Source organism: Pseudomonas sp. 1, from assembly GCF_056626735.1.
In genome coordinates this window covers 223,812-244,361 of record NZ_JBWXMQ010000007.1, presented here as the reverse complement: position 1 = coordinate 244,361, position 20,550 = coordinate 223,812, and the positions used below count along the sequence as shown (strand labels likewise).

The 20,550-nt window shown below is 59.6% G+C and carries 24 protein-coding genes; 6 read left to right on the top strand and 18 right to left on the bottom strand.

What is annotated here, in order from left to right; all coding sequences use genetic code 11:
* Positions 1-5: 5 nt before the first annotated feature.
* The 3 genes from AC1MDC_RS13180 to AC1MDC_RS13170 are packed head-to-tail and all read right to left on the bottom strand — an operon-like array spanning position 6 to position 1,635.
* On the bottom strand, positions 6-719 hold the full coding sequence (locus AC1MDC_RS13180; protein WP_480393111.1) for a PilW family protein: 714 nt from the start codon (positions 717-719) through the stop codon (positions 6-8).
* A complete protein-coding gene (pilV, locus tag AC1MDC_RS13175) occupies positions 716-1,165 on the bottom strand; it encodes a type IV pilus modification protein PilV (RefSeq protein ID WP_085697527.1) in 450 nt (149 codons plus the stop codon). The genes AC1MDC_RS13180 and pilV overlap by 4 nt, the downstream gene beginning before the upstream one ends.
* On the bottom strand, positions 1,162-1,635 hold the full coding sequence (locus AC1MDC_RS13170; RefSeq protein ID WP_085703162.1) for a GspH/FimT family pseudopilin: 474 nt from the start codon (positions 1,633-1,635) through the stop codon (positions 1,162-1,164). The genes pilV and AC1MDC_RS13170 overlap by 4 nt, the downstream gene beginning before the upstream one ends.
* A gap of 127 nt (positions 1,636-1,762) precedes the next feature.
* Between AC1MDC_RS13170 and AC1MDC_RS13165 the strand changes: the two genes are divergently transcribed.
* Positions 1,763-2,317, top strand: coding sequence for a GspH/FimT family pseudopilin (locus AC1MDC_RS13165; protein WP_085703161.1), 555 nt, complete (start codon positions 1,763-1,765; stop codon positions 2,315-2,317).
* Here the strand turns inward: AC1MDC_RS13165 and ispH are convergent.
* The 6 genes from ispH to murJ all read right to left on the bottom strand — a co-directional run bounded on the left by ispH (position 2,289) and on the right by murJ (position 9,801).
* Positions 2,289-3,233 carry a 4-hydroxy-3-methylbut-2-enyl diphosphate reductase gene (gene ispH / locus AC1MDC_RS13160; RefSeq protein WP_007963828.1) on the bottom strand — a complete coding sequence of 315 codons (945 nt, stop codon included), beginning with the start codon at positions 3,231-3,233 and terminating at the stop codon, positions 2,289-2,291. The two genes, AC1MDC_RS13165 and ispH, sit on opposite strands and share 29 nt — an antisense overlap.
* Positions 3,234-3,399: 166 nt before the next feature.
* Positions 3,400-3,837, bottom strand: coding sequence for an FKBP-type peptidyl-prolyl cis-trans isomerase (gene fkpB / locus AC1MDC_RS13155; RefSeq protein ID WP_236182084.1), 438 nt, complete (start codon positions 3,835-3,837; stop codon positions 3,400-3,402).
* A 7-nt stretch (positions 3,838-3,844) separates the two neighbouring features.
* Positions 3,845-4,357, bottom strand: coding sequence for a signal peptidase II (gene lspA / locus AC1MDC_RS13150; protein WP_085697531.1), 513 nt, complete (start codon positions 4,355-4,357; stop codon positions 3,845-3,847).
* Positions 4,350-7,181, bottom strand: a complete 2,832-nt coding sequence (gene ileS / locus AC1MDC_RS13145; protein ID WP_480393110.1) for an isoleucine--tRNA ligase — start codon at positions 7,179-7,181, stop codon at positions 4,350-4,352. The genes lspA and ileS overlap by 8 nt, the downstream gene beginning before the upstream one ends.
* Before the next feature lie 13 nt (positions 7,182-7,194).
* A complete protein-coding gene (gene ribF, locus AC1MDC_RS13140; protein WP_085697533.1) occupies positions 7,195-8,133 on the bottom strand; it encodes a bifunctional riboflavin kinase/FAD synthetase in 939 nt (312 codons plus the stop codon).
* 129 nt (positions 8,134-8,262) lie between these two features.
* Positions 8,263-9,801: a murein biosynthesis integral membrane protein MurJ gene (gene murJ / locus AC1MDC_RS13135; protein WP_480393109.1), complete on the bottom strand. Its 1,539-nt coding sequence runs from the start codon at positions 9,799-9,801 to the stop codon at positions 8,263-8,265.
* A 252-nt stretch (positions 9,802-10,053) separates the two neighbouring features.
* On the opposite strand from murJ, the gene rpsT reads away from it, so the two are divergent.
* Positions 10,054-10,326 carry a 30S ribosomal protein S20 gene (rpsT, locus tag AC1MDC_RS13130; RefSeq protein ID WP_003228351.1) on the top strand — a complete coding sequence of 91 codons (273 nt, stop codon included), beginning with the start codon at positions 10,054-10,056 and terminating at the stop codon, positions 10,324-10,326.
* 123 nt (positions 10,327-10,449) lie between these two features.
* On the opposite strand, the gene AC1MDC_RS13125 is transcribed toward rpsT, so the two are convergent.
* From AC1MDC_RS13125 to rplU, 5 genes are all read right to left on the bottom strand, one after another.
* Entirely contained in the window at positions 10,450-10,914 is a 465-nt protein-coding gene (locus AC1MDC_RS13125) for a CreA family protein (RefSeq protein ID WP_085697535.1), read from the bottom strand.
* Between the two features lie 10 nt (positions 10,915-10,924).
* Entirely contained in the window at positions 10,925-12,043 is a 1,119-nt protein-coding gene (gene proB / locus AC1MDC_RS13120; protein ID WP_045121906.1) for a glutamate 5-kinase, read from the bottom strand.
* A gap of 137 nt (positions 12,044-12,180) precedes the next feature.
* Positions 12,181-13,404 carry an Obg family GTPase CgtA gene (gene cgtA, locus AC1MDC_RS13115; protein WP_085697536.1) on the bottom strand — a complete coding sequence of 408 codons (1,224 nt, stop codon included), beginning with the start codon at positions 13,402-13,404 and terminating at the stop codon, positions 12,181-12,183.
* A gap of 193 nt (positions 13,405-13,597) precedes the next feature.
* Positions 13,598-13,855, bottom strand: coding sequence for a 50S ribosomal protein L27 (rpmA, locus tag AC1MDC_RS13110; RefSeq protein WP_003228360.1), 258 nt, complete (start codon positions 13,853-13,855; stop codon positions 13,598-13,600).
* Positions 13,856-13,889: 34 nt separating this feature from the next.
* On the bottom strand, positions 13,890-14,201 hold the full coding sequence (rplU, locus tag AC1MDC_RS13105; protein ID WP_003228361.1) for a 50S ribosomal protein L21: 312 nt from the start codon (positions 14,199-14,201) through the stop codon (positions 13,890-13,892).
* 241 nt (positions 14,202-14,442) lie between these two features.
* Here rplU and AC1MDC_RS13100 point away from each other — a divergent pair, with 241 nt between their 5' ends.
* The 3 genes from AC1MDC_RS13100 to AC1MDC_RS13090 all read left to right on the top strand — a co-directional run bounded on the left by AC1MDC_RS13100 (position 14,443) and on the right by AC1MDC_RS13090 (position 16,345).
* Positions 14,443-15,411, top strand: coding sequence for a polyprenyl synthetase family protein (locus AC1MDC_RS13100; RefSeq protein ID WP_007950962.1), 969 nt, complete (start codon positions 14,443-14,445; stop codon positions 15,409-15,411).
* A 125-nt stretch (positions 15,412-15,536) separates the two neighbouring features.
* Positions 15,537-15,878 (top strand): zinc ribbon domain-containing protein YjdM, encoded by a 342-nt coding sequence (locus AC1MDC_RS13095; protein ID WP_007950963.1) that lies wholly within the window; start codon positions 15,537-15,539, stop codon positions 15,876-15,878.
* A 209-nt stretch (positions 15,879-16,087) separates the two neighbouring features.
* Positions 16,088-16,345, top strand: a complete 258-nt coding sequence (locus AC1MDC_RS13090) for a PA4570 family protein (RefSeq protein WP_085697537.1) — start codon at positions 16,088-16,090, stop codon at positions 16,343-16,345.
* A 49-nt stretch (positions 16,346-16,394) separates the two neighbouring features.
* Here the strand turns inward: AC1MDC_RS13090 and bamJ are convergent, their stop codons facing one another.
* The 3 genes from bamJ to AC1MDC_RS13075 all read right to left on the bottom strand — a co-directional run bounded on the left by bamJ (position 16,395) and on the right by AC1MDC_RS13075 (position 18,068).
* A complete protein-coding gene (bamJ, locus tag AC1MDC_RS13085) occupies positions 16,395-17,012 on the bottom strand; it encodes a BamJ family beta-barrel-assembly machinery protein (protein WP_480393108.1) in 618 nt (205 codons plus the stop codon).
* Between the two features lie 126 nt (positions 17,013-17,138).
* A complete protein-coding gene (locus AC1MDC_RS13080) occupies positions 17,139-17,444 on the bottom strand; it encodes a DUF6482 family protein (protein ID WP_085689722.1) in 306 nt (101 codons plus the stop codon).
* 135 nt (positions 17,445-17,579) lie between these two features.
* The gene (locus AC1MDC_RS13075) at positions 17,580-18,068 is read right to left on the bottom strand and encodes a TIGR00645 family protein (protein ID WP_085689720.1); all 489 of its coding nucleotides are present in this window, start codon (positions 18,066-18,068) and stop codon (positions 17,580-17,582) included.
* Positions 18,069-18,231: 163 nt separating this feature from the next.
* On the opposite strand from AC1MDC_RS13075, the gene AC1MDC_RS13070 reads away from it, so the two are divergent.
* Positions 18,232-20,061, top strand: coding sequence for a hypothetical protein (locus AC1MDC_RS13070; protein ID WP_085697538.1), 1,830 nt, complete (start codon positions 18,232-18,234; stop codon positions 20,059-20,061).
* A gap of 19 nt (positions 20,062-20,080) precedes the next feature.
* Here AC1MDC_RS13070 and AC1MDC_RS13065 read toward each other — a convergent pair whose 3' ends face one another.
* The gene (locus tag AC1MDC_RS13065; RefSeq protein WP_007950969.1) at positions 20,081-20,410 is read right to left on the bottom strand and encodes a PA4575 family protein; all 330 of its coding nucleotides are present in this window, start codon (positions 20,408-20,410) and stop codon (positions 20,081-20,083) included.
* Positions 20,411-20,550 lie beyond the last annotated feature (140 nt).

Below are 20,550 nucleotides of genomic sequence, written 5' to 3'. Positions count from 1 at the left end.
GCCCCTCACTGCAACCGGTTGCGCAAGGCGGCAACCACGTTGAAGGTTTGATTGCGGACCCGATTGTTCGGATCAGTGAGGGTCAGGCTCAGGCGCACGCTGCGGATCCGCGCCGGATCACCGGGGTTGGCACTGTAGGTGGATGCCGCGACATCGGTTGCGGAACTCGCCAGACCGAACATCACAGTGAACGCACTGACGTTATTCACCAGCACTTGCTGGGCCGGATTGCCGCTGCCGGTGCCCATAAGAATCTGGTTGTTGCTGAAGCTGTAGATCAACCGACGGATCGGAAACGCGATCTGCCCCGTCGCCGCAGCCCGTGCGCCGGTATAAGCGGTGGCGCTGTTACGGCAATCGGACACCACGGTCCAGGTCGGCGTCCCGCCTGCACTGCCGACATCAGCCGTGACCAGGGTCAGCTTGAGATTGGCGTTGTCCCAGCTGATCGGCGCAATCTGGGCTGCCGTGAAATCCCCCGCCGAGCTGGAATCGGTAATCGTGCCCAGGCAACCGAACATGCCCACCATGCGCAGTTCCTGAATCATCTTGCTCAGCACGAACCGCGCATCTTCCTGCATGGCGGCCGCGCTGTTCTGGCTGACGTAGGTGTTTTTCGCCGTCAGAAAGATCTGCACCACGCCGAGCACCACGATCAGCCCCAGCGCCAGGGCCACCAGCATTTCGATCAGACCGAAACCCAGATTATGACGTTTCATGGCGCGCCCACCGGATCTACCGCGGCGCGACTGGTCAGGACAAAGCTGCGGGGCGCACTGGAAGTATTGGCGGCGCGCGCGTCATTCCAGGTGATGGTGATGGTGTACACACGTTGATTGAGGGTGATGCTGCCGGTGGCGGTCGGGCCGCCGAAATTGACGATGTTGGTGGTGAAGTCGTAGAGATCCTGATCCCGGGCGACACTCAGGTTGCCCGTGGTGGGGGGTGTGACGGTGTAGTCGGCGCCCGAGTTGGCGCGGATCCGATCCATCATGTCGTAGGCGATGAAACTCGCCTGGCTGGTCATCCGCGAGCTGTCGGTATACTTCAGCGCATTGAGCTGAACCGCTGCCGCGCCCAGCAAACCGACCGTCAGAATCAACAACGCGACCAGCACTTCGATCAGCGTCATGCCCTCCTGTGCGTGCTTGCTCCCTGCCCTCATCCGCAACTTCCACCCAATTGAATTCTTCCGTTCAGACACACGTTCAGCGTCCTGCTTTGCGTTCCCAGCACGTAACTGATGAGCACCGCCGTGGACGGCGCCGCCAGCCCGCCCAGATTGTTGAAATCCAGCGCGGTCACTCCAGAGGGTAGCGTCAGAGTCGCGCCGCTGCTCATCGCTGGAACAACCCGCAATACATTGGCCGAAGTGCCAGTACTGTCGTAGACCGCCAGCTCGCCGGTCCAGACGTTGCCGCCGGCACTCGGTCGCAAGCGGGTGGTGGTACCCCGGTTGATCGCCTCGAGCCTCGCGTAATTGAGGGCCCGTTGCAGGTCGCCGACTTCGGTGTCGGCCTTGCTGCCCTGCACCGAACGGGTGAACGCCGGCACCGCCATCGTGATCAGGATTACAAACACCGCGAGCGCCACCAGCAGCTCGATCAGCGTGAAACCTTTTGTACGATGATCCATCGATGCCCTCCGTTGCCGTCGGCTATACCTGTACAAACCTAGAACATTCGACCGGCATGCGCCGGTTGATTTACCGCGAACGGCGCACGGATTGCGTCGCTGTGCACAATCCAGGGAGGACGCGCACATGCCGCAACAGGGGTTCAGTCTGGTCGAACTGCTTATGGGACTGGCGATCGGCGCAATTGTTCTGTCGCTGGTCGGTCCGGCGCTGGCGGACTTCACCGAATCAAACCGGCGCCAGCAGGCCGCACAGTCTTTGCTCGACGGCATCCGTAATGCCCGGACAATGGCCATCACGCGCAATCAGAGTGTGGTGATTCACGGCATCAACGGTGATTGGGGCCAGGGCTGGCGGATCATTCTGGATATCAGCGGAAAGGGAGCCGAGGACACCGATAATCCATTGCTGATCGAGCAGGCGAGTGATGGAAAGATACCGATTGTCGGCAACTGGCTGGTGAGCCGGTACATACGTTTCAGTAGCCTGGGCCAGCCACTGGTGCCGGACCGGAAGTTTCAGGCGGGGACATTGCACCTGTGCTCGGCTCGCGAGCCGGTCAGCCAGCTCCAGGTGGTGCTGGCGGCAACCGGTCGCGTTCGTCTGACCAGCCAAAAGGCCGAACAGGCGCTGTGCCGAAAGGATAAAGCGATCAGATCGAGCGAACGCGCAGCTCTTTAGGCATCGAGAACGTGATGTTCTCCTCACGCCCGGCCAGCTCGTCGGCACCGGTGGCGCCCCAGGCCTGCAACTGCTGGATCACGCCACGCACCAGGACTTCCGGGGCAGAGGCGCCGGCGGTGATGCCGATGCGCTCGACACCGTCGAACCAGCTCTTTTGCAGGTCTTCGGCGCCATCGATCAGATAGGCCGGAGTGGCCATGCGTTCGGCCAGCTCACGCAGGCGGTTGGAGTTGGAGCTGTTCGGGCTGCCCACGACCAACACCACGTCGCATTCGTCAGCCAGTTGCTTGACTGCATCCTGACGGTTTTGAGTGGCGTAGCAGATATCGTCCTTGCGCGGCCCGCCAATGGCAGGGAAACGCGTACGCAATGCGTCGATCACTCGGCTGGTGTCATCCATGGACAGCGTGGTCTGGGTGACAAAGGCGAGTTTTTCGGGATTGCGCACCTGCAATTCGGCGACATCCTTTTCGTCTTCAACGAGGTAGATCGCGCCGCCATTGCTGGCGTCGTACTGGCCCATGGTGCCTTCGACTTCCGGGTGACCGGCGTGGCCGATCAGGATGCATTCACGGCCGTCGCGGCTGTATTTCGCGACTTCGATGTGCACCTTGGTCACCAGCGGACAGGTGGCGTCGAACACTTTCAGGCCACGGCCGGCGGCTTCGCTACGCACGGCTTGCGAGACGCCGTGGGCACTGAAGATCACGATGACGTCGTCCGGTACCTGATCCAGTTCCTCGACGAAGATCGCGCCACGACTGCGCAGGTCCTCGACCACAAACTTGTTGTGCACCACTTCATGACGCACATAGATCGGCGGCCCGAAAACCTCAAGGGCGCGGTTGACGATTTCGATCGCCCGGTCCACGCCGGCGCAGAAGCCACGGGGGTTGGCGAGTTTGATTTGCATGCTGTGCCTCGTGTCTTGCGCGCAAGAAATAGCGAAAACGTTGAAAAGCTAATGGGGTAGCGACGATTCGATTTGCTCGCGAAAGCGGTGTTTCAGACAACGTTTATGTTGAATGTCAGTCAGCATTCGCGAGCAAGCCGGCCCCACAGGGATTCTGCTGTGTGACTCAGAGCGCTTTGACGTTGATGATCTCGACGTCAAAGGTCAGCGTCTTGCCAGCCAGCGGATGATTGAAGTCAACGGTCACTTGCGCGTCGTCGAACTCTTTCACCACACCCGGCAGCTCAGTATTGGCCGCATCGTTGAAGATCACCAGCAGCCCCGGCGACAGCTCCATGTCCACGAACTGCGAACGCGGGATGATCTGTACGTTTTGCGGGTTCGGCTGGCCGAAGGCGTTTTCCGGCTCGACGGTCAGCGTACGCTTGTCGCCGGCCTTGAAACCGAACAGCGCCGCCTCGAAGCCCGGCAGCAGGTTGCCATCGCCGACCTTGAAGGTCGCCGGAGCCTTGTCGAAGGTGCTGTCGACCGTGTCGCCGTTCTCCAGGCGCAATGCAAAGTGCAAAGTGACTTCCGTGTTCTGGCCGATGCGTTGCTCAGCCAATACCTGTTCAGTCATGAACGGCTTCTCCGGTTTTTTTACTTTTGAACATGTCCAGTGCCAGCATCACCGCGCCAACGGTAATCGCGCTGTCGGCGAAGTTGAACGCCGGGAAGTACCAGCGGTTCTGCCAATGCACCAGAATGAAGTCGATCACATGGCCCAGGGCAATGCGGTCATACAGGTTGCCCAGTGCGCCGCCCAGCACCAGCGCCAGCGCAATGGCCAGCCAGGTTTCGTTGCGGCCCAGGCGCTTGAGCCAGACCACCAGCACCGCACTGACCACCACCGCGATCAGGGCAAACAACCAGCGCTGCCAGCCGGAGCTGTCAGCCAGAAAGCTGAACGCAGCGCCGGTGTTGTAGGCCAGTGTCCAGCTGAAGTAATCAGGGATGATCACGATCTGCTGGAACATCTCGAGCTTGCCTTCGAAGTAAAACTTGCTGGCCTGGTCGATGACCAGAACCAGCAAGCTCAACCAGAGCCAGCTCAGCCGTCCGAAACGGCCAACGGCATTAGGCATAGTGACGAACCTCGCCGGCGCCATCGATGTTGTCCACGCAACGGCCGCAGATTTCCGGATGCTCCGGGTTCACGCCGACATCTTCACGGCAGTGCCAGCATCGGGCGCATTTCGGGAAGGCGGATTTGACGATCTTCAGCTTCAGGCCGCTGACTTCGGTGGCCACAGCATCGGCCGGAGCCTGCACGAACGGCGCGACAGTGGCCGTCGAGGTGATCAGGACAAAGCGCAGCTCGTTGCTCAGCTTGGCCAGGTCGGCGGTCAGCGCGTCTTCGGCGAACAGCGTCACTTCGGCTTGCAGGTTGCCACCGACGGCCTTGGCCGCGCGCTGGATTTCCATCTCTTTGTTGACCGCCACCTTCACTTCCATGATGCGATCCCAGTACTCGCGACCCAGCTCGAAGCCTTCCGGCAGCTCGGTCAGGCCTTCGTACCAGGTGTTGAGCATCACCGACTCGTTGCGCTCGCCCGGCAGGTATTGCCACAGCTCGTCGGCGGTGAACGCCAGGATCGGCGCGATCCAGCGCACCAGCGCTTCGGAGATGTGGAACAGCGCGGTCTGGCACGAGCGACGGGCCTTGCTGTCGGCGCCGGTGGTGTACTGGCGGTCCTTGATGATATCCAGATAGAAACCACCCAGCTCCTGCACGCAGAAGTTGTGGATCTTCGAGTAGACGTTCCAGAAACGGTATTCGCCGTAGTGCTCTTGCAGCTCGCGCTGCAGTAGCAGGGTACGGTCCACGGCCCAGCGATCCAGTGCCAGCATGTCTTCTGCCGGCAGCAGGTCAGTGGCCGGGTTGAAACCGGTCAGGTTGGAAAGCAGGAAACGCGCGGTGTTACGGATACGACGATAGGCGTCCGCGCTGCGCTGCAGGATCTGCTCGGACACGGCCATTTCGCCCGAGTAATCGGTCGAAGCGACCCACAGACGCATGATGTCGGCGCCCAGGGTGTCGTTGACTTTCTGCGGCGCGATCACGTTGCCCAGGGACTTGGACATCTTGCGACCGGACTCGTCCACGGTGAAGCCGTGGGTCAGCAGCTCGCGATACGGCGCGTGGTTGTCGATGGCGCAACCGGTCAGCAGGGACGAGTGGAACCAGCCACGGTGCTGGTCCGAACCTTCCAGATACAGGTCGGCACGCGGGCCGGTCTCGTGGCCCATCGGGTGTGAACCGCGCAGGACGTGCCAGTGCGTGGTGCCCGAGTCGAACCAGACGTCGAGGGTGTCGCTGATCTTGTCGTACTGCGGCGCTTCATCGCCCAGCAGTTCGGCAGCGTCGAGTTTGAACCAGGCTTCGATGCCTTCGACTTCAACGCGCTTGGCGACCTCTTCCATCAGTTCGACGGTGCGTGGGTGCAGCTCGCCGCTTTCCTTGTTCAGGAAGAACGGGATCGGCACGCCCCAGTTACGCTGACGGGAGATGCACCAGTCCGGACGGTTGGCGATCATCGAGTGCAGGCGCGCCTGGCCCCAGGCCGGTACGAACTTGGTGTCTTCGATGGCTTTGAGCGAGCGCTGGCGCAGGGTGTCGCCGGACACCGGCTCCTTGTCCATGCCGATGAACCACTGCGCGGTGGCGCGGTAGATCAGCGGGGTCTTGTGGCGCCAGCAGTGCATGTAGCTGTGTTCGATGACGGTGGTGTGCATCAGCGCACCGACTTCGGTCAGTTTGTCGACGATGGCCGGGTTGGCCTTCCAGATGAACTGACCGCCGAAGAACTCCAGCGACGGCACGTAAACGCCGTTGCTCTGGACCGGGTTGAGGATTTCGTCGTTGACCATGCCGTATTTCTTGCAAGTCACGAAGTCGTCCACACCGTAAGCCGGGGCGGAGTGAACCACGCCGGTGCCGGCGCCCAGTTCCACGTAGTCGGCCAGATACACTGGCGACAGACGGTCGTAGAACGGGTGACGGAAGTTGATCAGTTCCAGCGCCGAACCCGGCGCAGTGGCCAGAATGGTGCCTTCGACGCCGTAACGGGTCAGACAGGACTCGACCAGCTCTTCAGCCAGCACCAGCAGCTTGTCGCCGATGTCGACCAGCGCGTAGGTGAATTCCGGGTGGACGTTGAGTGCCTGGTTGGCCGGGATGGTCCACGGGGTGGTGGTCCAGATCACGATCGAGGCAGGTTTGCTCAGCGATGGCAGACCGAACGCGGCGGCCAGTTTGGCTTCGTCAGCGATCGGGAACGCCACGTCGATGGTCGAGGATTTCTTGTTCTCGTACTCGACTTCCGCTTCGGCCAGGGCCGATCCGCAATCGAAGCACCAGTTCACCGGCTTCAGACCCTTGAACACGAAACCGCCCTTGACGATTTCGGCGAGGGAGCGGATTTCACCGGCCTCGTTCTTGAAGTCCATGGTCTTGTACGGGTTGGCGAAGTCGCCCAGCACGCCGAGACGGATGAATTCGGACTTTTGCCCTTCGATCTGCTCGGTGGCATAGGCACGGCACAGTTCGCGGGTCTTGTCCGCGCCCAGGTTCTTGCCGTGGGTCACTTCAACCTTGTGCTCGATCGGCAGGCCATGGCAGTCCCAGCCAGGGACATACGGCGCATCGAAGCCCGACAGGGTCTTCGAGCGGATGATCATGTCCTTGAGAATCTTGTTCAGTGCGTGACCGATATGGATCGTACCGTTGGCGTACGGAGGGCCGTCGTGCAGGACGAACTTCGGACGATCCTTGCCAATCTCGCGCAACTTTCCGTACAGGCCAATACTGTCCCAGCGCTGCAGGATCTGCGGTTCGCGCTGTGGCAGGCCGGCCTTCATTGGGAAGGCGGTGTCCGGAAGGTTTAACGTGGCTTTATAGTCGGTCATTTAAGGCTCTTCATTAGCGATGGGCGCTAGGTGCGGCTAGTGCACGGGCGGCGGCGACATCCGCGCTGATCGCCGTTTTCAATGCCTCCAGGGAGGCGAAACGCTGCTCTTCACGCAGCTTCTGGTGGAAAACCACCGTCAGACGCCGGTCATACAGATCGCCGGCAAAATCTAAAAGATGGACTTCAAGGTGGGCCTTGCCATCACCTTGCACCGTGGGCCGTACGCCGATATTGGCGACGCCGGGCCAGGTCTTGCCGTCGATATCCACATCGACCAGGTAAACCCCTGTGATCGGCACGCGACGGCGTTTCAGTTGAATGTTCGCCGTGGGCGTACCCAACTGGCGGGCCAGTTTCTGGCCATGCAGCACGCGACCGGCAATCCGGTACGGGCGGCCAAGCAAGCGTTCGGCCAGAGCAAAATCGGCGGCGGCCAACGCGTTGCGCACCTGGGTGCTGCTGACACGAATCCCGTCCAGCTCGACGGTTTGCGCGGCTTCCACGGTAAAACCGTGAACCTGCCCGGCCTGCAGCAGAAAATCGAAATCGCCGAGGCGGTCGCAACCGAAGCGGAAATCGTCGCCGACTTCCAGATGCTGCACGCCGAGACCATCAACGAGGATGGTGTCGACGAATTCACTGGCGCTGAGTTTGCTCAAGCGCTGGTTGAAAGCCAGGCACAAGACCCGGTCGACACCCTCGGCGGCCAGCAATTGCAGCTTGTCGCGCAACCGGGCCAGACGCGCCGGCGCGGTCTCCGGAGCAAAGAATTCCCGTGGCTGCGGCTCGAAAATCACCACGCAGCTGGGCACGCCCAACTCAAGCGCACGCTCACGCAGTCGGGCCAGAATGGCCTGGTGACCACGGTGAACACCGTCAAAGTTGCCAATAGTGGCGACGCAGCCCCGATGCTGGGGGCGCAGATTGTGGAGGCCTCGAACCAGCTGCATAACGCGCTTCTTGCTCATAAAGTGGCCGATTATAACCACACCCGACGGCCGACGACAGGCAACACCGTAACCCAAAGTGATCGAGCCGACAAAACTGCCGGCTCACGCCCGTCTTTCAAGGGTGCAACCTCAACTCAACGCCTTGCGATTGAAGTCGCGCAGGCGGAAACCGAGCAGCAGCAACATGCCGAAATAAGCCACCACACCGGCAACCACCAAGGCACCCAGGCGCAGAAAGCGCTCCAGCATGTGGCCCTGATCCCACGCAGGCATGAAATGCATGCCGATCAACAGCACCACCGACATCACTGCCACCGCGACCAACAGCTTGAAACCGAATTTCAGCCAGCCCGGTTGCGGTAGATACATCTGCTGCTTGCGCAGTTGATAGAACAGCAGCCCGGCGTTCAGGCAGGCACCGGCGCTGATCGCCAGTGCCAGACCGGCATGGGCCAGCGGACCGATCAGCACCAGGTTAAACAGTTGAGTAACGACCAGGGTGAAGATTGCGATTTTTACCGGGGTACGGATGTTCTGTTGCGCATAAAAGCCCGGCGCCAGAACTTTGATCACGATAATCCCCAACAGACCGACAGAATAGGCAATCAGCGCCCGCTGGGTCATCTCCGCGTCAAACCCGCTGAACTGGCCGTACTGGAACAGCGAAACGGTCAACGGCTCGGCCAGAATCCCCAGCGCCAGCGCGCAAGGCAGCACCAGCACGAAGCACAGGCGCAGGCCCCAGTCGAGAATCCGCGAATATTCGTGGCGATCCTTGCTGGCGTAGGTCTTGGCCAGTGTCGGCAGCAGGATCGTGCCCAGCGCCACACCGAGCACACCGGACGGCAATTCCATCAAACGGTCGGCGTAATACATCCACGATACCGAGCCGGCTACCAGGAACGAGGCGAAGATGGTGTTGATGATCAGTGAAATCTGGCTGACCGAGACGCCGATGATCGCCGGCAACATCTGTTTCATCACCCGCCAGACGCCGGTATCACGCAGGTTCAGGCGCGGCAGCACCAACATGCCGATCTTTTTCAGATGCGGCAGTTGATAGAGCAACTGCGCCAGACCACCGACCAGCACCGCCCAGCCAAGGGCCATGACCGGCGGATCGAAATAAGGTGTCAGAAACAGCGAAAACACGATCATGCTGACGTTGAGCAGGGTCGGCACGAACGCCGGCACCGAGAAACGGTTCCAGGTATTGAGGATCGCCCCCGCCAGCGAAGACAGGGAGATCAGCAATATATAAGGGAAGGTCACTCGCAGCAGGTCGGAGGTCAGCTGGAATTTCTCCGGCGTATCGGTGAAACCCGGCGCCGTGGCCCAGATCACCCAGGGCGCGGCAATCATGCCCAGCGCGGTGACCAGCGCCAGTACGAGTGTCAGCAGGCCGGAAACGTAAGCAACAAAGGTGCGGGTCGCCTCTTCGCCCTTCTGGCTTTTGTATTCGGCCAGGATCGGCACAAAAGCTTGGGAAAACGCCCCCTCGGCGAAGATCCTGCGCAGCAGATTGGGCAGTTTGAAGGCGATGAAGAAGGCATCGGTCGCCATTCCGGCGCCGAACGTGCGGGCGATGAGCGTGTCGCGAACAAACCCGAGAATCCGGGAAAGCATCGTGATAGAGCTGACGGCGGCCAACGATTTGAGCAGATTCATTGAAGGAATGTGTGCCTGTCGATAAACAGCAGGCGAATAACGCGCCCACTTGTGCGATACTCCGCGCCGCAACAGCACAGAGCCAAAGCTCGCGAGTTTACAGGTCACACGCCGGAAAGAAATATCCCGTCGCACCACGCCTACCACTTAGCGGAACGTTTCAAGCGCCCTTGACAAGACTTCAACTCATCGGCATGATTCGCGGCCTATTTTGTTTGCTATTTCCTAAAAAGTCTTTCGAGGAGCTCGACGGTGGCCAACTCACCTTCCGCCAAAAAACGTGCAAAACAGGCTGAGAAGCGTCGCAGCCACAACGCCAGCCTGCGTTCCATGGTTCGTACCTACATCAAGAATGTAGTTAAAGCCATCGACGCAAAAGACGCTGAAAAAGCTCAAGCTGCATACGTTCTGGCTGTGCCAGTTATCGACCGCATGGCCGATAAAGGCATCATCCACAAGAACAAGGCTGCTCGTCATAAGAGCCGTCTGAATGGCCACGTCAAGGCACTGAAAGAAGCTGCCTAAGCGACGTAGTCATTAAAAAACCGACCTCAGGGTCGGTTTTTTATTGCCTGCGATTTGCCCCCACTCCAGCAAAACACAGGCAAAAAAAGAGGAGCCAGCCGGCTCCTCTTTGTTTACGCGCGATTAATGAGCCGCCGCCCACGGCAGAATCGGGATCGCCGTCACCGCATTCTGCGGACTGCCTTCGATCAGACGATCGCTGTAGACCAGATACACCAGCGTGTTGCGCTTCTTGTCGAGGAAACGCACCACCTGCATGGTCTTGAACACCAGCGAAGTGCGCTCCTTGAACACCTCTTCACCATCCTTCAACTCACCCTTGAAGTTGATCGGACCGACCTGACGGCAGGCAATGGACGCCTCGGCACGATCCTCGGCCAGACCCAACCCACCCTTCACGCCACCTGTCTTGGCGCGCGACAGGTAGCAGGTCACACCCTCAACCTTCGGATCATCGAATGCCTCGACCACGATCCGGTCGTTCGGGCCGACAAATTTGAACACCGTCGACACCTGACCGATTTCCTCGGCCGAGGCCAGCAATGGCAGCGCCATCAACAAGCCCAACAATCCTTTTGCCATGCGCATCGCGTTTTCCTTACACCAGAATCAGATTGTCACGGTGAACCAGTTCCGGCTCAGCCATGTAACCCAGCAAACCGACAATCGCATCCGACGACTGACCGATGATTTTTTGTGCTTCCAGCGCGCTGTAGTTGGCCAGGCCACGGGCAATCTCACGCCCGTCCGGCGCCACGCAAACCACCATTTCGCCACGACGGAAGCTGCCCTGAACCAGCTTGACACCGACCGGCAGCAAACTTTTATTGCCTTGGGACAATGCGGAAACCGCGCCATCATCCAACACCAGCGTGCCGCGGGTTTGCAGATGACCGGCCAGCCACTGCTTGCGCGCCGCGAGCATGCCGCGCTCGGGCGACAGCAACGTACCAATCCGCTCACCCGCCTTCAGACGGTCAAGCACACGCTCCAGACGCCCGCCAACAATGATGGTGTGCGCCCCGGAACGCGCCGCCAGCCGCGCCGCACGCAGCTTGGTCTGCATGCCGCCACGACCCAGCGCACCGCCAGTGCCGCCCGCCACTGCATCCAGCGTCGGATCATCGGCGCGCGCTTCGTAGATCAGCTGGGCGTCCGGATTATTGCGCGGATCGGCGTCAAACATGCCGTCGCGATCCGTCAGGATCACCAGCAGATCAGCCTCGACCAGGTTTGCCACCAGCGCTGCGAGCGTGTCGTTATCACCGAAGCGAATTTCATCGGTAACCACGGTGTCGTTCTCGTTGATCACCGGAATGACTTTCAGCTCGACCAGCGCACGCAAGGTGCTGCGGGCGTTCAGGTAGCGCTTGCGATCGGACAGGTCGTCGTGAGTCAGGAGAATCTGCGCAGTGTGCCGACCATGCTCGGCAAAGCTCGACTCCCAGGCCTGCACCAGACCCATCTGACCGATGGCTGCAGCAGCCTGGAGCTCGTGCATCGCACTGGGTCGAGCGGTCCAGCCGAGGCGACTCATGCCCGCCGCCACTGCCCCGGAGGACACCAGCACCAGTTCGACGCCAGCCTCATGCAGAGCCACCATCTGCTCGACCCAGACACCCATTGCTGCGCGATCCAGCCCCTTGCCATCCGCCGTCAGCAAAGCGCTGCCGATCTTCACGACCCAACGCTGCGCACCTGTCACCTTGCTCCGCATCATCTTCAACCTTAGCTTGAGGGCAGCGCGACCTGACACTGCCCGTAACGTTATTCGTGGTTCTTCGTGACCAACAATCGATTTCCGGATACTAAAACGCCGCTCGATTGAGCGGCGCTTAAGTTTACTGCAACGAATCAGTCACGCACGTAAATGATTTCCGGACCGTCTTCGTCATCCACATCTTCTTCGTCCCAATCATCCTCGCCGATGTCATGGACCGACTTCACGCCGCTGCGACGCAGGGCACGCTTGTCATCCAGCGCCTGCAACTGGGCACGGGCTTCATCTTCGATGCGCTGATCGAGATCAGCCAGTTCTTCCTTGTAGGCCGGGTCATTGGCCAGGCGATCGGCACGATCTTCCAGGTAACGCATGATGTCGCGCGTCAGGCGCTCGGTGCCTTCTTTGGCGATGGCCGAGATCACGTAGACCGGACCTTCCCATTGCAGGCGCTCAACGATTTCCTTGACGCGCTCTTCGTGCTCCTCCTCGAGGATCTGGTCGCACTTGTTCAGCACCAGCCAGCGATCACGCTCCGCCAGGGACGGGCTGAACTTGATCAGCTCGTTGACGATCACTTCAGCAGCGTCCGGCGCACTGCTTTCATCCAGCGGCGCCATGTCCACGAGATGCAGCAACAGACGGGTACGCGCCAGGTGCTTGAGGAAACGGATCCCCAGGCCGGCACCATCGGAAGCGCCTTCGATCAGACCCGGGATGTCGGCGATGACGAAGCTTTTCCAGCGATCGACACTGACCACACCCAGGTTTGGCACCAGCGTAGTGAACGGGTAATCGGCAACTTTCGGCTTGGCAGCCGAAACCGAACGGATAAAGGTACTTTTACCGGCATTCGGCAGACCCAGCAGGCCGACGTCAGCCAGAACTTTCATTTCCAGTTTCAGGTCGCGCTGCTCGCCCGGCTTGCCCGGGGTCGTCTGACGCGGCGCACGGTTGGTACTGGATTTGAAACGGGTATTGCCCAGACCGTGCCAGCCACCCTGAACCACCATCAGCTTCTGACCGGATTTGGTCAGGTCGCCGATGACTTCCTGGGTAGCCGAGTCGATGATCGTGGTGCCAACCGGCACGCGCAGGATCAGGTCTTCGCCCTTCTTGCCGGTGCAGTCGGTGCTGCCACCGTTGGAACCGCGCTCAGCCTCGAAGTGACGGGTGTAACGGTAATCCACCAAGGTGTTGAGGTTTTCGTCGGCCATCATGAAGATGGAACCGCCGTCGCCACCGTCACCACCGTTCGGGCCACCATTTTCAATGAATTTTTCCCGACGGAAACTCATGCAACCATTGCCGCCGTCGCCAGCCTTTACGCGGATCGATACTTCATCAACAAACTTCATAACCAACGCCTCTCGCCGTACGGACGAGCCGAAAAACAATCAAGACATAAGACTCTTGCAAAAATGAGCGCAGCGACCCCAAACCACGACCTGCATCGCACGCCGGCAGCCCATACAAACAGCTTTGCAAGAGACTCACCCCACAAACGAAAAAGCCCCGTCGCAAGACAGGGCTTCTCCAGCACTCTCGCAGTTAGGCTGCGACAACGCTCACGTAACGACGACCGAAGGCGCCTTTTACTTCAAACTTGATCACGCCTTCGATTTTCGCGAAGAGGGTGTGATCTTTACCCATGCCAACGCCGTAGCCAGCGTGGAATTGGGTGCCGCGCTGACGCACGATGATGTTGCCGGCCTTGATGACCTGGCCGCCATACATCTTCACGCCAAGGCGTTTGGCTTCTGAGTCGCGACCGTTACGGGTACTACCACCAGCTTTTTTGTGTGCCATGAGTTCAATTCTCCTAGTGAGGAATTAGGCTGTATTAAGCCTGAATACCGGTGATTTTGATCTCGGTGAACCACTGGCGGTGGCCCATACGCTTCATGTGGTGCTTACGGCGACGGAACTTGATGATGCGGACTTTATCGTGACGACCTTGGGAGATCACTTCAGCCTTGACGGTTGCGCCAGCAACAACAGGTGCGCCGATGTTCACGTCGTCGCCATTGGCGACCAACAGAACGCGGTCAAAAGTCACGGATTCGCCAGTAGCGACTTCCAGTTTTTCGATCTTCAGGTATTCACCTTCAGCGACCTTGTATTGCTTACCGCCGGTAACGATTACTGCGTACATGGTATTTCTCCGATAATCCTGCTCACCCAGCTCTTTATAAGAAGAGGTATTGGCTGGCATGGCTGCATGGGGCTGGAACGGCCCAAGTGCAATTGCGTAAGGCAGGTGCTGCCCAGGAAGTTCAGGGTGCGCGATTGTACGCAAGCCTTCGAAGTCATGCAAGGGGCCGTCCATCGCGCCTTGACAGGCCCGGACGTGGGTCCTAGCATGCCGCGCAACCCTTCTGGAGCACCTGTCGCTGATGCAACCCCAAGCTTTCTACCGCGCGGTGGCGGACGATTTTAGCGCCGTCGACGGCATCATCAAGAAGCAGCTGACTTCCCGAGTGCCGCTGGTATCGAAAATCGGCGATTACATCACGTCGGCCGGCGGCAAACGCCTGCGTCCTTTATTGGTGCTGCTGTGTGGCAAGGCCCTGGGTCGCGAAGGCGACGACATGCGCCTGCTGGCTGCCACCATTGAATTCCTGCACACCGCCACCCTGCTGCATGACGACGTGGTCGACATGTCCGGCATGCGCCGTGGCCGCTCCACCGCCAACGCCATGTGGGGCAACGCCCCGAGCGTACTGGTCGGCGACTTCCTGTACTCGCGCTCGTTCGAAATGATGGTCGAACTGGGCTCGATGCCGGTGATGAAGATCCTGTCCCAGGCCACGCGCATCATCGCCGAAGGCGAAGTGCTGCAGCTGTCCAAGGTTCGCGATGCCAGCACCACCGAAGAAACCTACATGGAAGTCATCCGCGGCAAGACCGCGATGCTCTTCGAGGCTTCGACACACAGCGCCGCGGCACTGGCTGGCGCGACCGCCGAGCAGAGCGAAGCCCTGCGCACCTTCGGCGATCACCTGGGCGTGGCGTTCCAGCTGGTAGATGACCTGCTCGACTACAAGGGCGACGCCGAAACCCTGGGCAAGAACGTCGGTGACGATCTGGCGGAAGGCAAACCGACCCTGCCGCTGATCTACACCATGCGCGAAGGCACGCCAGAGCAAGCCGCACTGGTACGCCAGGCGATCCAGAAAGGTGGGATCGAAGACCTGGAAAGCATCCGCATCGCCGTGGAAGCGTCCGGTTCGCTGGAATACACCGCGCAACTGGCCCGCGATTACGTGGCCCGGGCGATCAAGTGCCTCGACGCGCTGCCGGCCAGCGAATACCGCGATGCACTGGTTGAACTGAGCGAGTTCGCGGTCGCCCGCACGCACTGATCAGCATCGCGTCATCAAAAAACCGCAGCCTCCGATGGAGCCTGCGGTTTTTTGTTGCCTGCCATCGGCGGCTAAAACCCTATACAATGTGCGACTTTTAGCGATCCCCTCTCCAAGGAGCCTTAGTGAGCACGTTGCCACCCTGCCCGAAATGCAATTCCGAATACACCTACGAAGACGGCACCCAACTGGTGTGCCCGGAGTGCGCCCACGAGTGGTCTGCCGGCGGTGAAGCCGAAGTGGCGTCCGATGATGCCGTGAAGAAAGATTCGGTCGGTAACGTCCTGCAGGACGGCGACACCATCACCGTGATCAAGGACCTGAAGGTCAAGGGCACCTCCCTGGTGGTCAAGGTCGGCACCAAGGTCAAGAACATCCGCCTGTGCGATGGCGATCACGACATCGACTGCAAGATCGACGGCATCGGCCCGATGAAACTCAAATCCGAGTTTGTCAGAAAAGTCTGAGTTTGCTGTCTTCCATCCCGCGCCCGCCGTGGGATGGAGCTTCACCCTCCCCCCCCACGATCCCCAACAAATCCTCGCAATAGCCAAACGCCAGCCGTTTTGACCTTACGCAATCTTTACCCGCAAAAAATCACAAACCGCCAATAGGCACTTGCTATTTGACGAATAAGAATTATTCTCATTGAAACCTTTCAATGGAGATGAGACCCATGACTTATTTGATCGACGCCTGGCTGGATCGCCCGCACCCGTACCTCAGGATCCTGCATAGGGAAACCGGTGAGGTCTGCGCCGTACTGGAAGAAGAAGCCCTGCACGAATTGCAGGATCAAGGGGATCTGGACGTCAACGGCCTGAGTTCCAGCGAGCCATTGGTGCTCAAGGAGCTGGTGCGCAATCTGTTCCTGTTCTGCTATGCCCGGGCCTTGCGCCCGACCAGTGAACTGCACAACAAGATCGAAGTATGAGAACGGCGAAGAAACCCTGCACAAGCCACGCTTGTGCAGGGTAACGGGGTTACAGAACGTCGAGCAACTCGACGTCGAACACCAGAACGCTGTGCGCCGGGATGCTGCCAACGCCTTGAGCGCCGTAAGCCAGTTCGCTCGGCACGTACAGACGCCATTTGCTGCCGGCATTCATCAGTTGCAGGGCTTCGGTCCAGCCAGCGATAACGCCACCCACCGGAAATTCAGCCGGCTGGCCACGCTCGTAGGAGCTGTCGAATACAGTGCCGTCGATCAGCGTGCCGTGGTAGTGAGTACGTACGGTGTCTTCACGGGATGGCTTGGCGCCTTCGCCCTGAGTCAGCACTTCGAATTGCAGACCGGAAGCCAGCGTGGTGATGCCGTCTTTCTTGGCGTTTTCAGCCAGGAACGCACGGCCTTCACCAGCGGCGGCTTCAGCCTTGGCAGCGGCTTCGGCTTGCATGATCTCGCGGATCACTTTGAAGCTGGCGGACAGCTCTTCCTGACCCACGCGGCTTGGCTTGCCGGCGAATGCGTCAGTCAGACCGGCCAGGATGGCGTCCAGGCTGACACCCGGTGGCGGGTTGTCGCGCAGCTGGTCACCCAGTTGACGGCCGATGCCGTAGCTGACGCGGGTTTCGTCGGTGGACAGATTTACTTCGGACATGACACTGCTCCGCTGTGCGGACGGCCTCAGGACATGCCGTGCGTACACAGCGCGTCCCGGCGCGCCCGGAACCAAAAGGGCGAGCAGACTAGCACAGATGTTCCGGCATTGATCAGGCCCCAGGGCCTACAGCGCGGATCGCCAGGCCAGCGGCACCTTCAGGCTTTCTTCGGCACTGGCGCCAAGACCGCACATTTCATCGTGCACCGAGGTGTGCACCAGGTTGAACGGCAGCACCGGCAAGTCATGCAGCACATCCCGGGCATGCTCGACCGAACGCAGCGTCAGCATTTTCCCCTGTGCATCGCTCAGCGGGTACGCCGCGCCATGCATCCGGGCTTCGAGCAGATAGATTCCGCCTTCCATGGAGATCAGATTCAGTTCGTCGACCTTTCTGGCGACGGCAAACGCATTCAACTCTTGCAGGTTCATGAACGCACCTCATGCGGTGGCGAGCCTTGAGACCTACAGGGATATGCCTCGGCGCCACAAAGCACAAGCCACAAACGACACCGCCCGTCTGTTTCGCAACAAACGGGCGGTTTTGTTACAGCAATCGTCAGCTCATCAGTGCTTGGTGAGCTTGTCCAGGTAACCCATGGCAAACGCCGAGACCACGAAGGTCATGTGGATGATCACGTACCACATCAGGTGCTCGGGATCGACGTTCTTGGCGTCCATGAAGATCCGCAGCAGGTGGATCGAGGAGATTGCCACGATCGACGCCGCCACTTTCATCTTCAGCGACGAGGAGTCCATGGTGCCCAGCCAGCTGAGCTTCTCTTTGCCTTCATCGATGTTCAGTTCGGACACGAAGTTCTCGTAGCCGGAAATCATCACCATCACCAGCAAGCCGCCGACCAGCGCCATGTCGATCAACGACAGCAGCACCAGAATCAGCTCGGACTCGGCCATGGAGAAAACGTTGGGAATGACATGAAACACTTCCTGGAAGAATTTCAATGCCAGCGCCAGCAGCCCGAGGGACAGCCCGATGTAGATCGGCGCCAGCAGCCAGCGCGTGGCGTACATTGCATTTTCGATAAAGCGTTCCATTGACTCTCACACAAGAAGGGTTGAAATCGGCGGCGAGTATACCAGCCGCCCATGACAGCCAGAAACCGCCCGGAAATCCGCCACCTGCGTGTGTGTGTCAAAGTTTTTCTGCTAGTGTCCAAACCATTGACAGCCCAGCGACAGTGGACAGGACGACTGGAAAATGGATGTGCGATTGCCGATAACGACTGCCGGAATTTGCTTCGCCCTGTGGCTTGGCGGATGTTCGCCCGGCGATGAAAAGCATGCCGTCAGCCTTGAAGAAAAGACCGCCCAGTTCGAGCAATCGCTGGACGCCATCACCGATCCGAAACTCAAGGACGCCGTGACCGAACTCGGCGGTTCGCTGTTGCTGCTCGAACGCGCACAACAGAAGCTCGACAACAAACCGCCCCGGACCGAATACGGCGAAGACGCCCTCGGCGTACTCCGGCACTACCCGACACCCCAGGCACTGGTCGACACGTTCATCAATGGCCTGTTTGTGTTGCACAAGGATTCCAGCTCCGATTACCTCACCGATCTGCAACCGGTGTTCCCTTTCGTGCTCAACATCCCCGGCGGCTTTCTGTTCCCCCATGGCGTGGAATGGCAATCGGTAACCCTGAGCAACAAACGGGTCATTGCCTATCAGCCGGAATGGTCGGAAACCGATCCTGGCATTCAGCTGAGCCCATCCAGCTCCAACGTCACCAACCCCGATGACCTGACCGTTACCTACCCGTTTATCGAAGGGTTGAATGTCGACAAGAAGAATCTGCCGCGCCCGGTCAGCCTGCAAGGCCAGGTGGAAGTCATCGCCCCGAAACGCCTGCACAGTTTCAATCTGGATAAAAAGGACGTCGGCCAGACCCGCTCCGACGGCAACCTCAGCGTGACCTTGCTGAAACTGGACACGCACTACGCCGAACTGGAGTTCAGCAACCAATTGCCGCTCGCCCCGGAAGTCGCCAACACCCGGCTCAATCCGTTGATCGTCCAGGCCCGCGACTCGACGGGCCAGTATCTGGTGCGTGCCGGCGCCATCAACGAAAACCCCGAACAGGTGGCGTTCTACCAAAAGCAGCTGGCTTATCTGCAACAGCAGAAAGCCTGGAGCGAGGCGCTGGAAAAAAAACTGGACGATGAACAACGGGCCTTTGAGCAACAGCACCCGCGCCACTACAACAAGGTGTACTTCAACGGCCCGATCGACACCCTTGAAGTCAGCCTGCTGGATTTTTCCGAAGCGACCGTCACCCGCAAGGCGCTGGATCTGCCCGTGCGCGAGTTCGATCCGCACACCACGGAAAAAACCGTGCAGCCACTAGACCTGCCGATCACCGTCTACGACGACCAGGCGCCCGACTGGCTCAAGGGCGCATCCCTGACAGAAGAACAGCTGAAAAGCGGCGTTCATATCCGCCAATCGGTCGAAGAACCAAGCGCCGCGCGCATCGAGTTCGACCACCGCAAAACCTTCAATGATGAAATGCTCGGCGACGACTTCAGCCCCGGCGAAAGCCCGGTGACGTTTTTCACTGAAAAACACAACGGCAAACTCGACGAGCCCATCGAACTGCCGCCCGAGGCATACCAGGTCGATCCGCTACAGGCGACCATCACCTACGACCTGAATCTGTTCCCGGAAACCCCGGCGATTGCCGTCGGCTCGATGCCGTTGTTCTTGGCCACAGTGGACAAAAAGGCTTATGAAGCCAAGGCCCTGCCCAAAGGTCTGGAAATCAGGAACAACGCCTTGGTGGTGGATTTGAAGCGATTCCCCGCCAACGAATGGCGATTCTTCGTCAAGGACGACAGTGGTCATTACCTGAAGCAGATTCTGTCGGTCAGTCACGACGCGAGCGCGGAAGGGCCGGCGTTATTCGGCGTGCATTATTTCTACGGCCATCCGACGCACGTGGAAACCTACCAGCGAACCGACCTCACCACCGTGCAATACGGCTTCGAGGTCAAACTCGACAAAGCGCAGACCCAGGGCGCAGCGCCCTGATCGGCACCGTTGATCGACGCTAATGGTCGAAAGTGCCGATGCTGCGTCCGCGTCCACCATTGATCTGTCGCAACTGCGCCTGCAGATGCAACGACCAGATCTGTGGATCATTGGCCAGTTCATAGCCGTGCATCGTCAGGCTTTCAACGATGGTGTCGAGAATCGACTCGGCGGCGATCGGCCCGTGAAACGGGCCCTGAGCCTTAATGGCGGAAGGTTGTTCACCGGCCATGCCGGCGGCGAAGAGCAGCGTCCACATGCCGTTATCGCCGGCCAACGGCTTGATGGCGCATTCGATACGGGTCACAAGACCCAGGCATTGACGGGTGAGGCAGAGGTTGCGCGACATGGCGGCGACCCTCGGTAAAGCCGGTGTTCAGCCCTTGCTGAAGAGCTGTTTCGATCCAGTGATACTGTCGATGTCCTTGAGCAGAGAATAGAAGAAAAGTCCGGCGCGCAAGCCGCACAGAACCAGAAGGCGCCGAATGG

What these genes read in the sequence shown, in the direction of transcription:
- ileS (WP_480393110.1), bottom strand. Translation starts at nt 7,181, where the DNA reads ATGACCGACTATAAAGCCACGTTAAACCTTCCGGACACCGCCTTCCCA.
- proB (WP_045121906.1), bottom strand. Translation starts at nt 12,043, where the DNA reads ATGCGGAGCAAGGTGACAGGTGCGCAGCGTTGGGTCGTGAAGATCGGC.
- AC1MDC_RS13165 (WP_085703161.1), top strand. Translation starts at nt 1,763, where the DNA reads ATGCCGCAACAGGGGTTCAGTCTGGTCGAACTGCTTATGGGACTGGCG.
- AC1MDC_RS13170 (WP_085703162.1), bottom strand. Translation starts at nt 1,635, where the DNA reads ATGGATCATCGTACAAAAGGTTTCACGCTGATCGAGCTGCTGGTGGCG.
- rpmA (WP_003228360.1), bottom strand. Translation starts at nt 13,855, where the DNA reads ATGGCACACAAAAAAGCTGGTGGTAGTACCCGTAACGGTCGCGACTCA.
- cgtA (WP_085697536.1), bottom strand. Translation starts at nt 13,404, where the DNA reads ATGAAGTTTGTTGATGAAGTATCGATCCGCGTAAAGGCTGGCGACGGC.
- AC1MDC_RS13090 (WP_085697537.1), top strand. Translation starts at nt 16,088, where the DNA reads ATGACTTATTTGATCGACGCCTGGCTGGATCGCCCGCACCCGTACCTC.
- ispH (WP_007963828.1), bottom strand. Translation starts at nt 3,233, where the DNA reads ATGCAAATCAAACTCGCCAACCCCCGTGGCTTCTGCGCCGGCGTGGAC.
- AC1MDC_RS13080 (WP_085689722.1), bottom strand. Translation starts at nt 17,444, where the DNA reads ATGAACCTGCAAGAGTTGAATGCGTTTGCCGTCGCCAGAAAGGTCGAC.
- pilV (WP_085697527.1), bottom strand. Translation starts at nt 1,165, where the DNA reads ATGAGGGCAGGGAGCAAGCACGCACAGGAGGGCATGACGCTGATCGAA.
- AC1MDC_RS13070 (WP_085697538.1), top strand. Translation starts at nt 18,232, where the DNA reads ATGGATGTGCGATTGCCGATAACGACTGCCGGAATTTGCTTCGCCCTG.
- AC1MDC_RS13065 (WP_007950969.1), bottom strand. Translation starts at nt 20,410, where the DNA reads ATGTCGCGCAACCTCTGCCTCACCCGTCAATGCCTGGGTCTTGTGACC.
- AC1MDC_RS13125 (WP_085697535.1), bottom strand. Translation starts at nt 10,914, where the DNA reads ATGCGCATGGCAAAAGGATTGTTGGGCTTGTTGATGGCGCTGCCATTG.
- lspA (WP_085697531.1), bottom strand. Translation starts at nt 4,357, where the DNA reads ATGCCTAATGCCGTTGGCCGTTTCGGACGGCTGAGCTGGCTCTGGTTG.
- ribF (WP_085697533.1), bottom strand. Translation starts at nt 8,133, where the DNA reads ATGCAGCTGGTTCGAGGCCTCCACAATCTGCGCCCCCAGCATCGGGGC.
- AC1MDC_RS13075 (WP_085689720.1), bottom strand. Translation starts at nt 18,068, where the DNA reads ATGGAACGCTTTATCGAAAATGCAATGTACGCCACGCGCTGGCTGCTG.
- murJ (WP_480393109.1), bottom strand. Translation starts at nt 9,801, where the DNA reads ATGAATCTGCTCAAATCGTTGGCCGCCGTCAGCTCTATCACGATGCTT.
- bamJ (WP_480393108.1), bottom strand. Translation starts at nt 17,012, where the DNA reads ATGTCCGAAGTAAATCTGTCCACCGACGAAACCCGCGTCAGCTACGGC.
- rplU (WP_003228361.1), bottom strand. Translation starts at nt 14,201, where the DNA reads ATGTACGCAGTAATCGTTACCGGCGGTAAGCAATACAAGGTCGCTGAA.
- AC1MDC_RS13180 (WP_480393111.1), bottom strand. Translation starts at nt 719, where the DNA reads ATGAAACGTCATAATCTGGGTTTCGGTCTGATCGAAATGCTGGTGGCC.
- AC1MDC_RS13100 (WP_007950962.1), top strand. Translation starts at nt 14,443, where the DNA reads ATGCAACCCCAAGCTTTCTACCGCGCGGTGGCGGACGATTTTAGCGCC.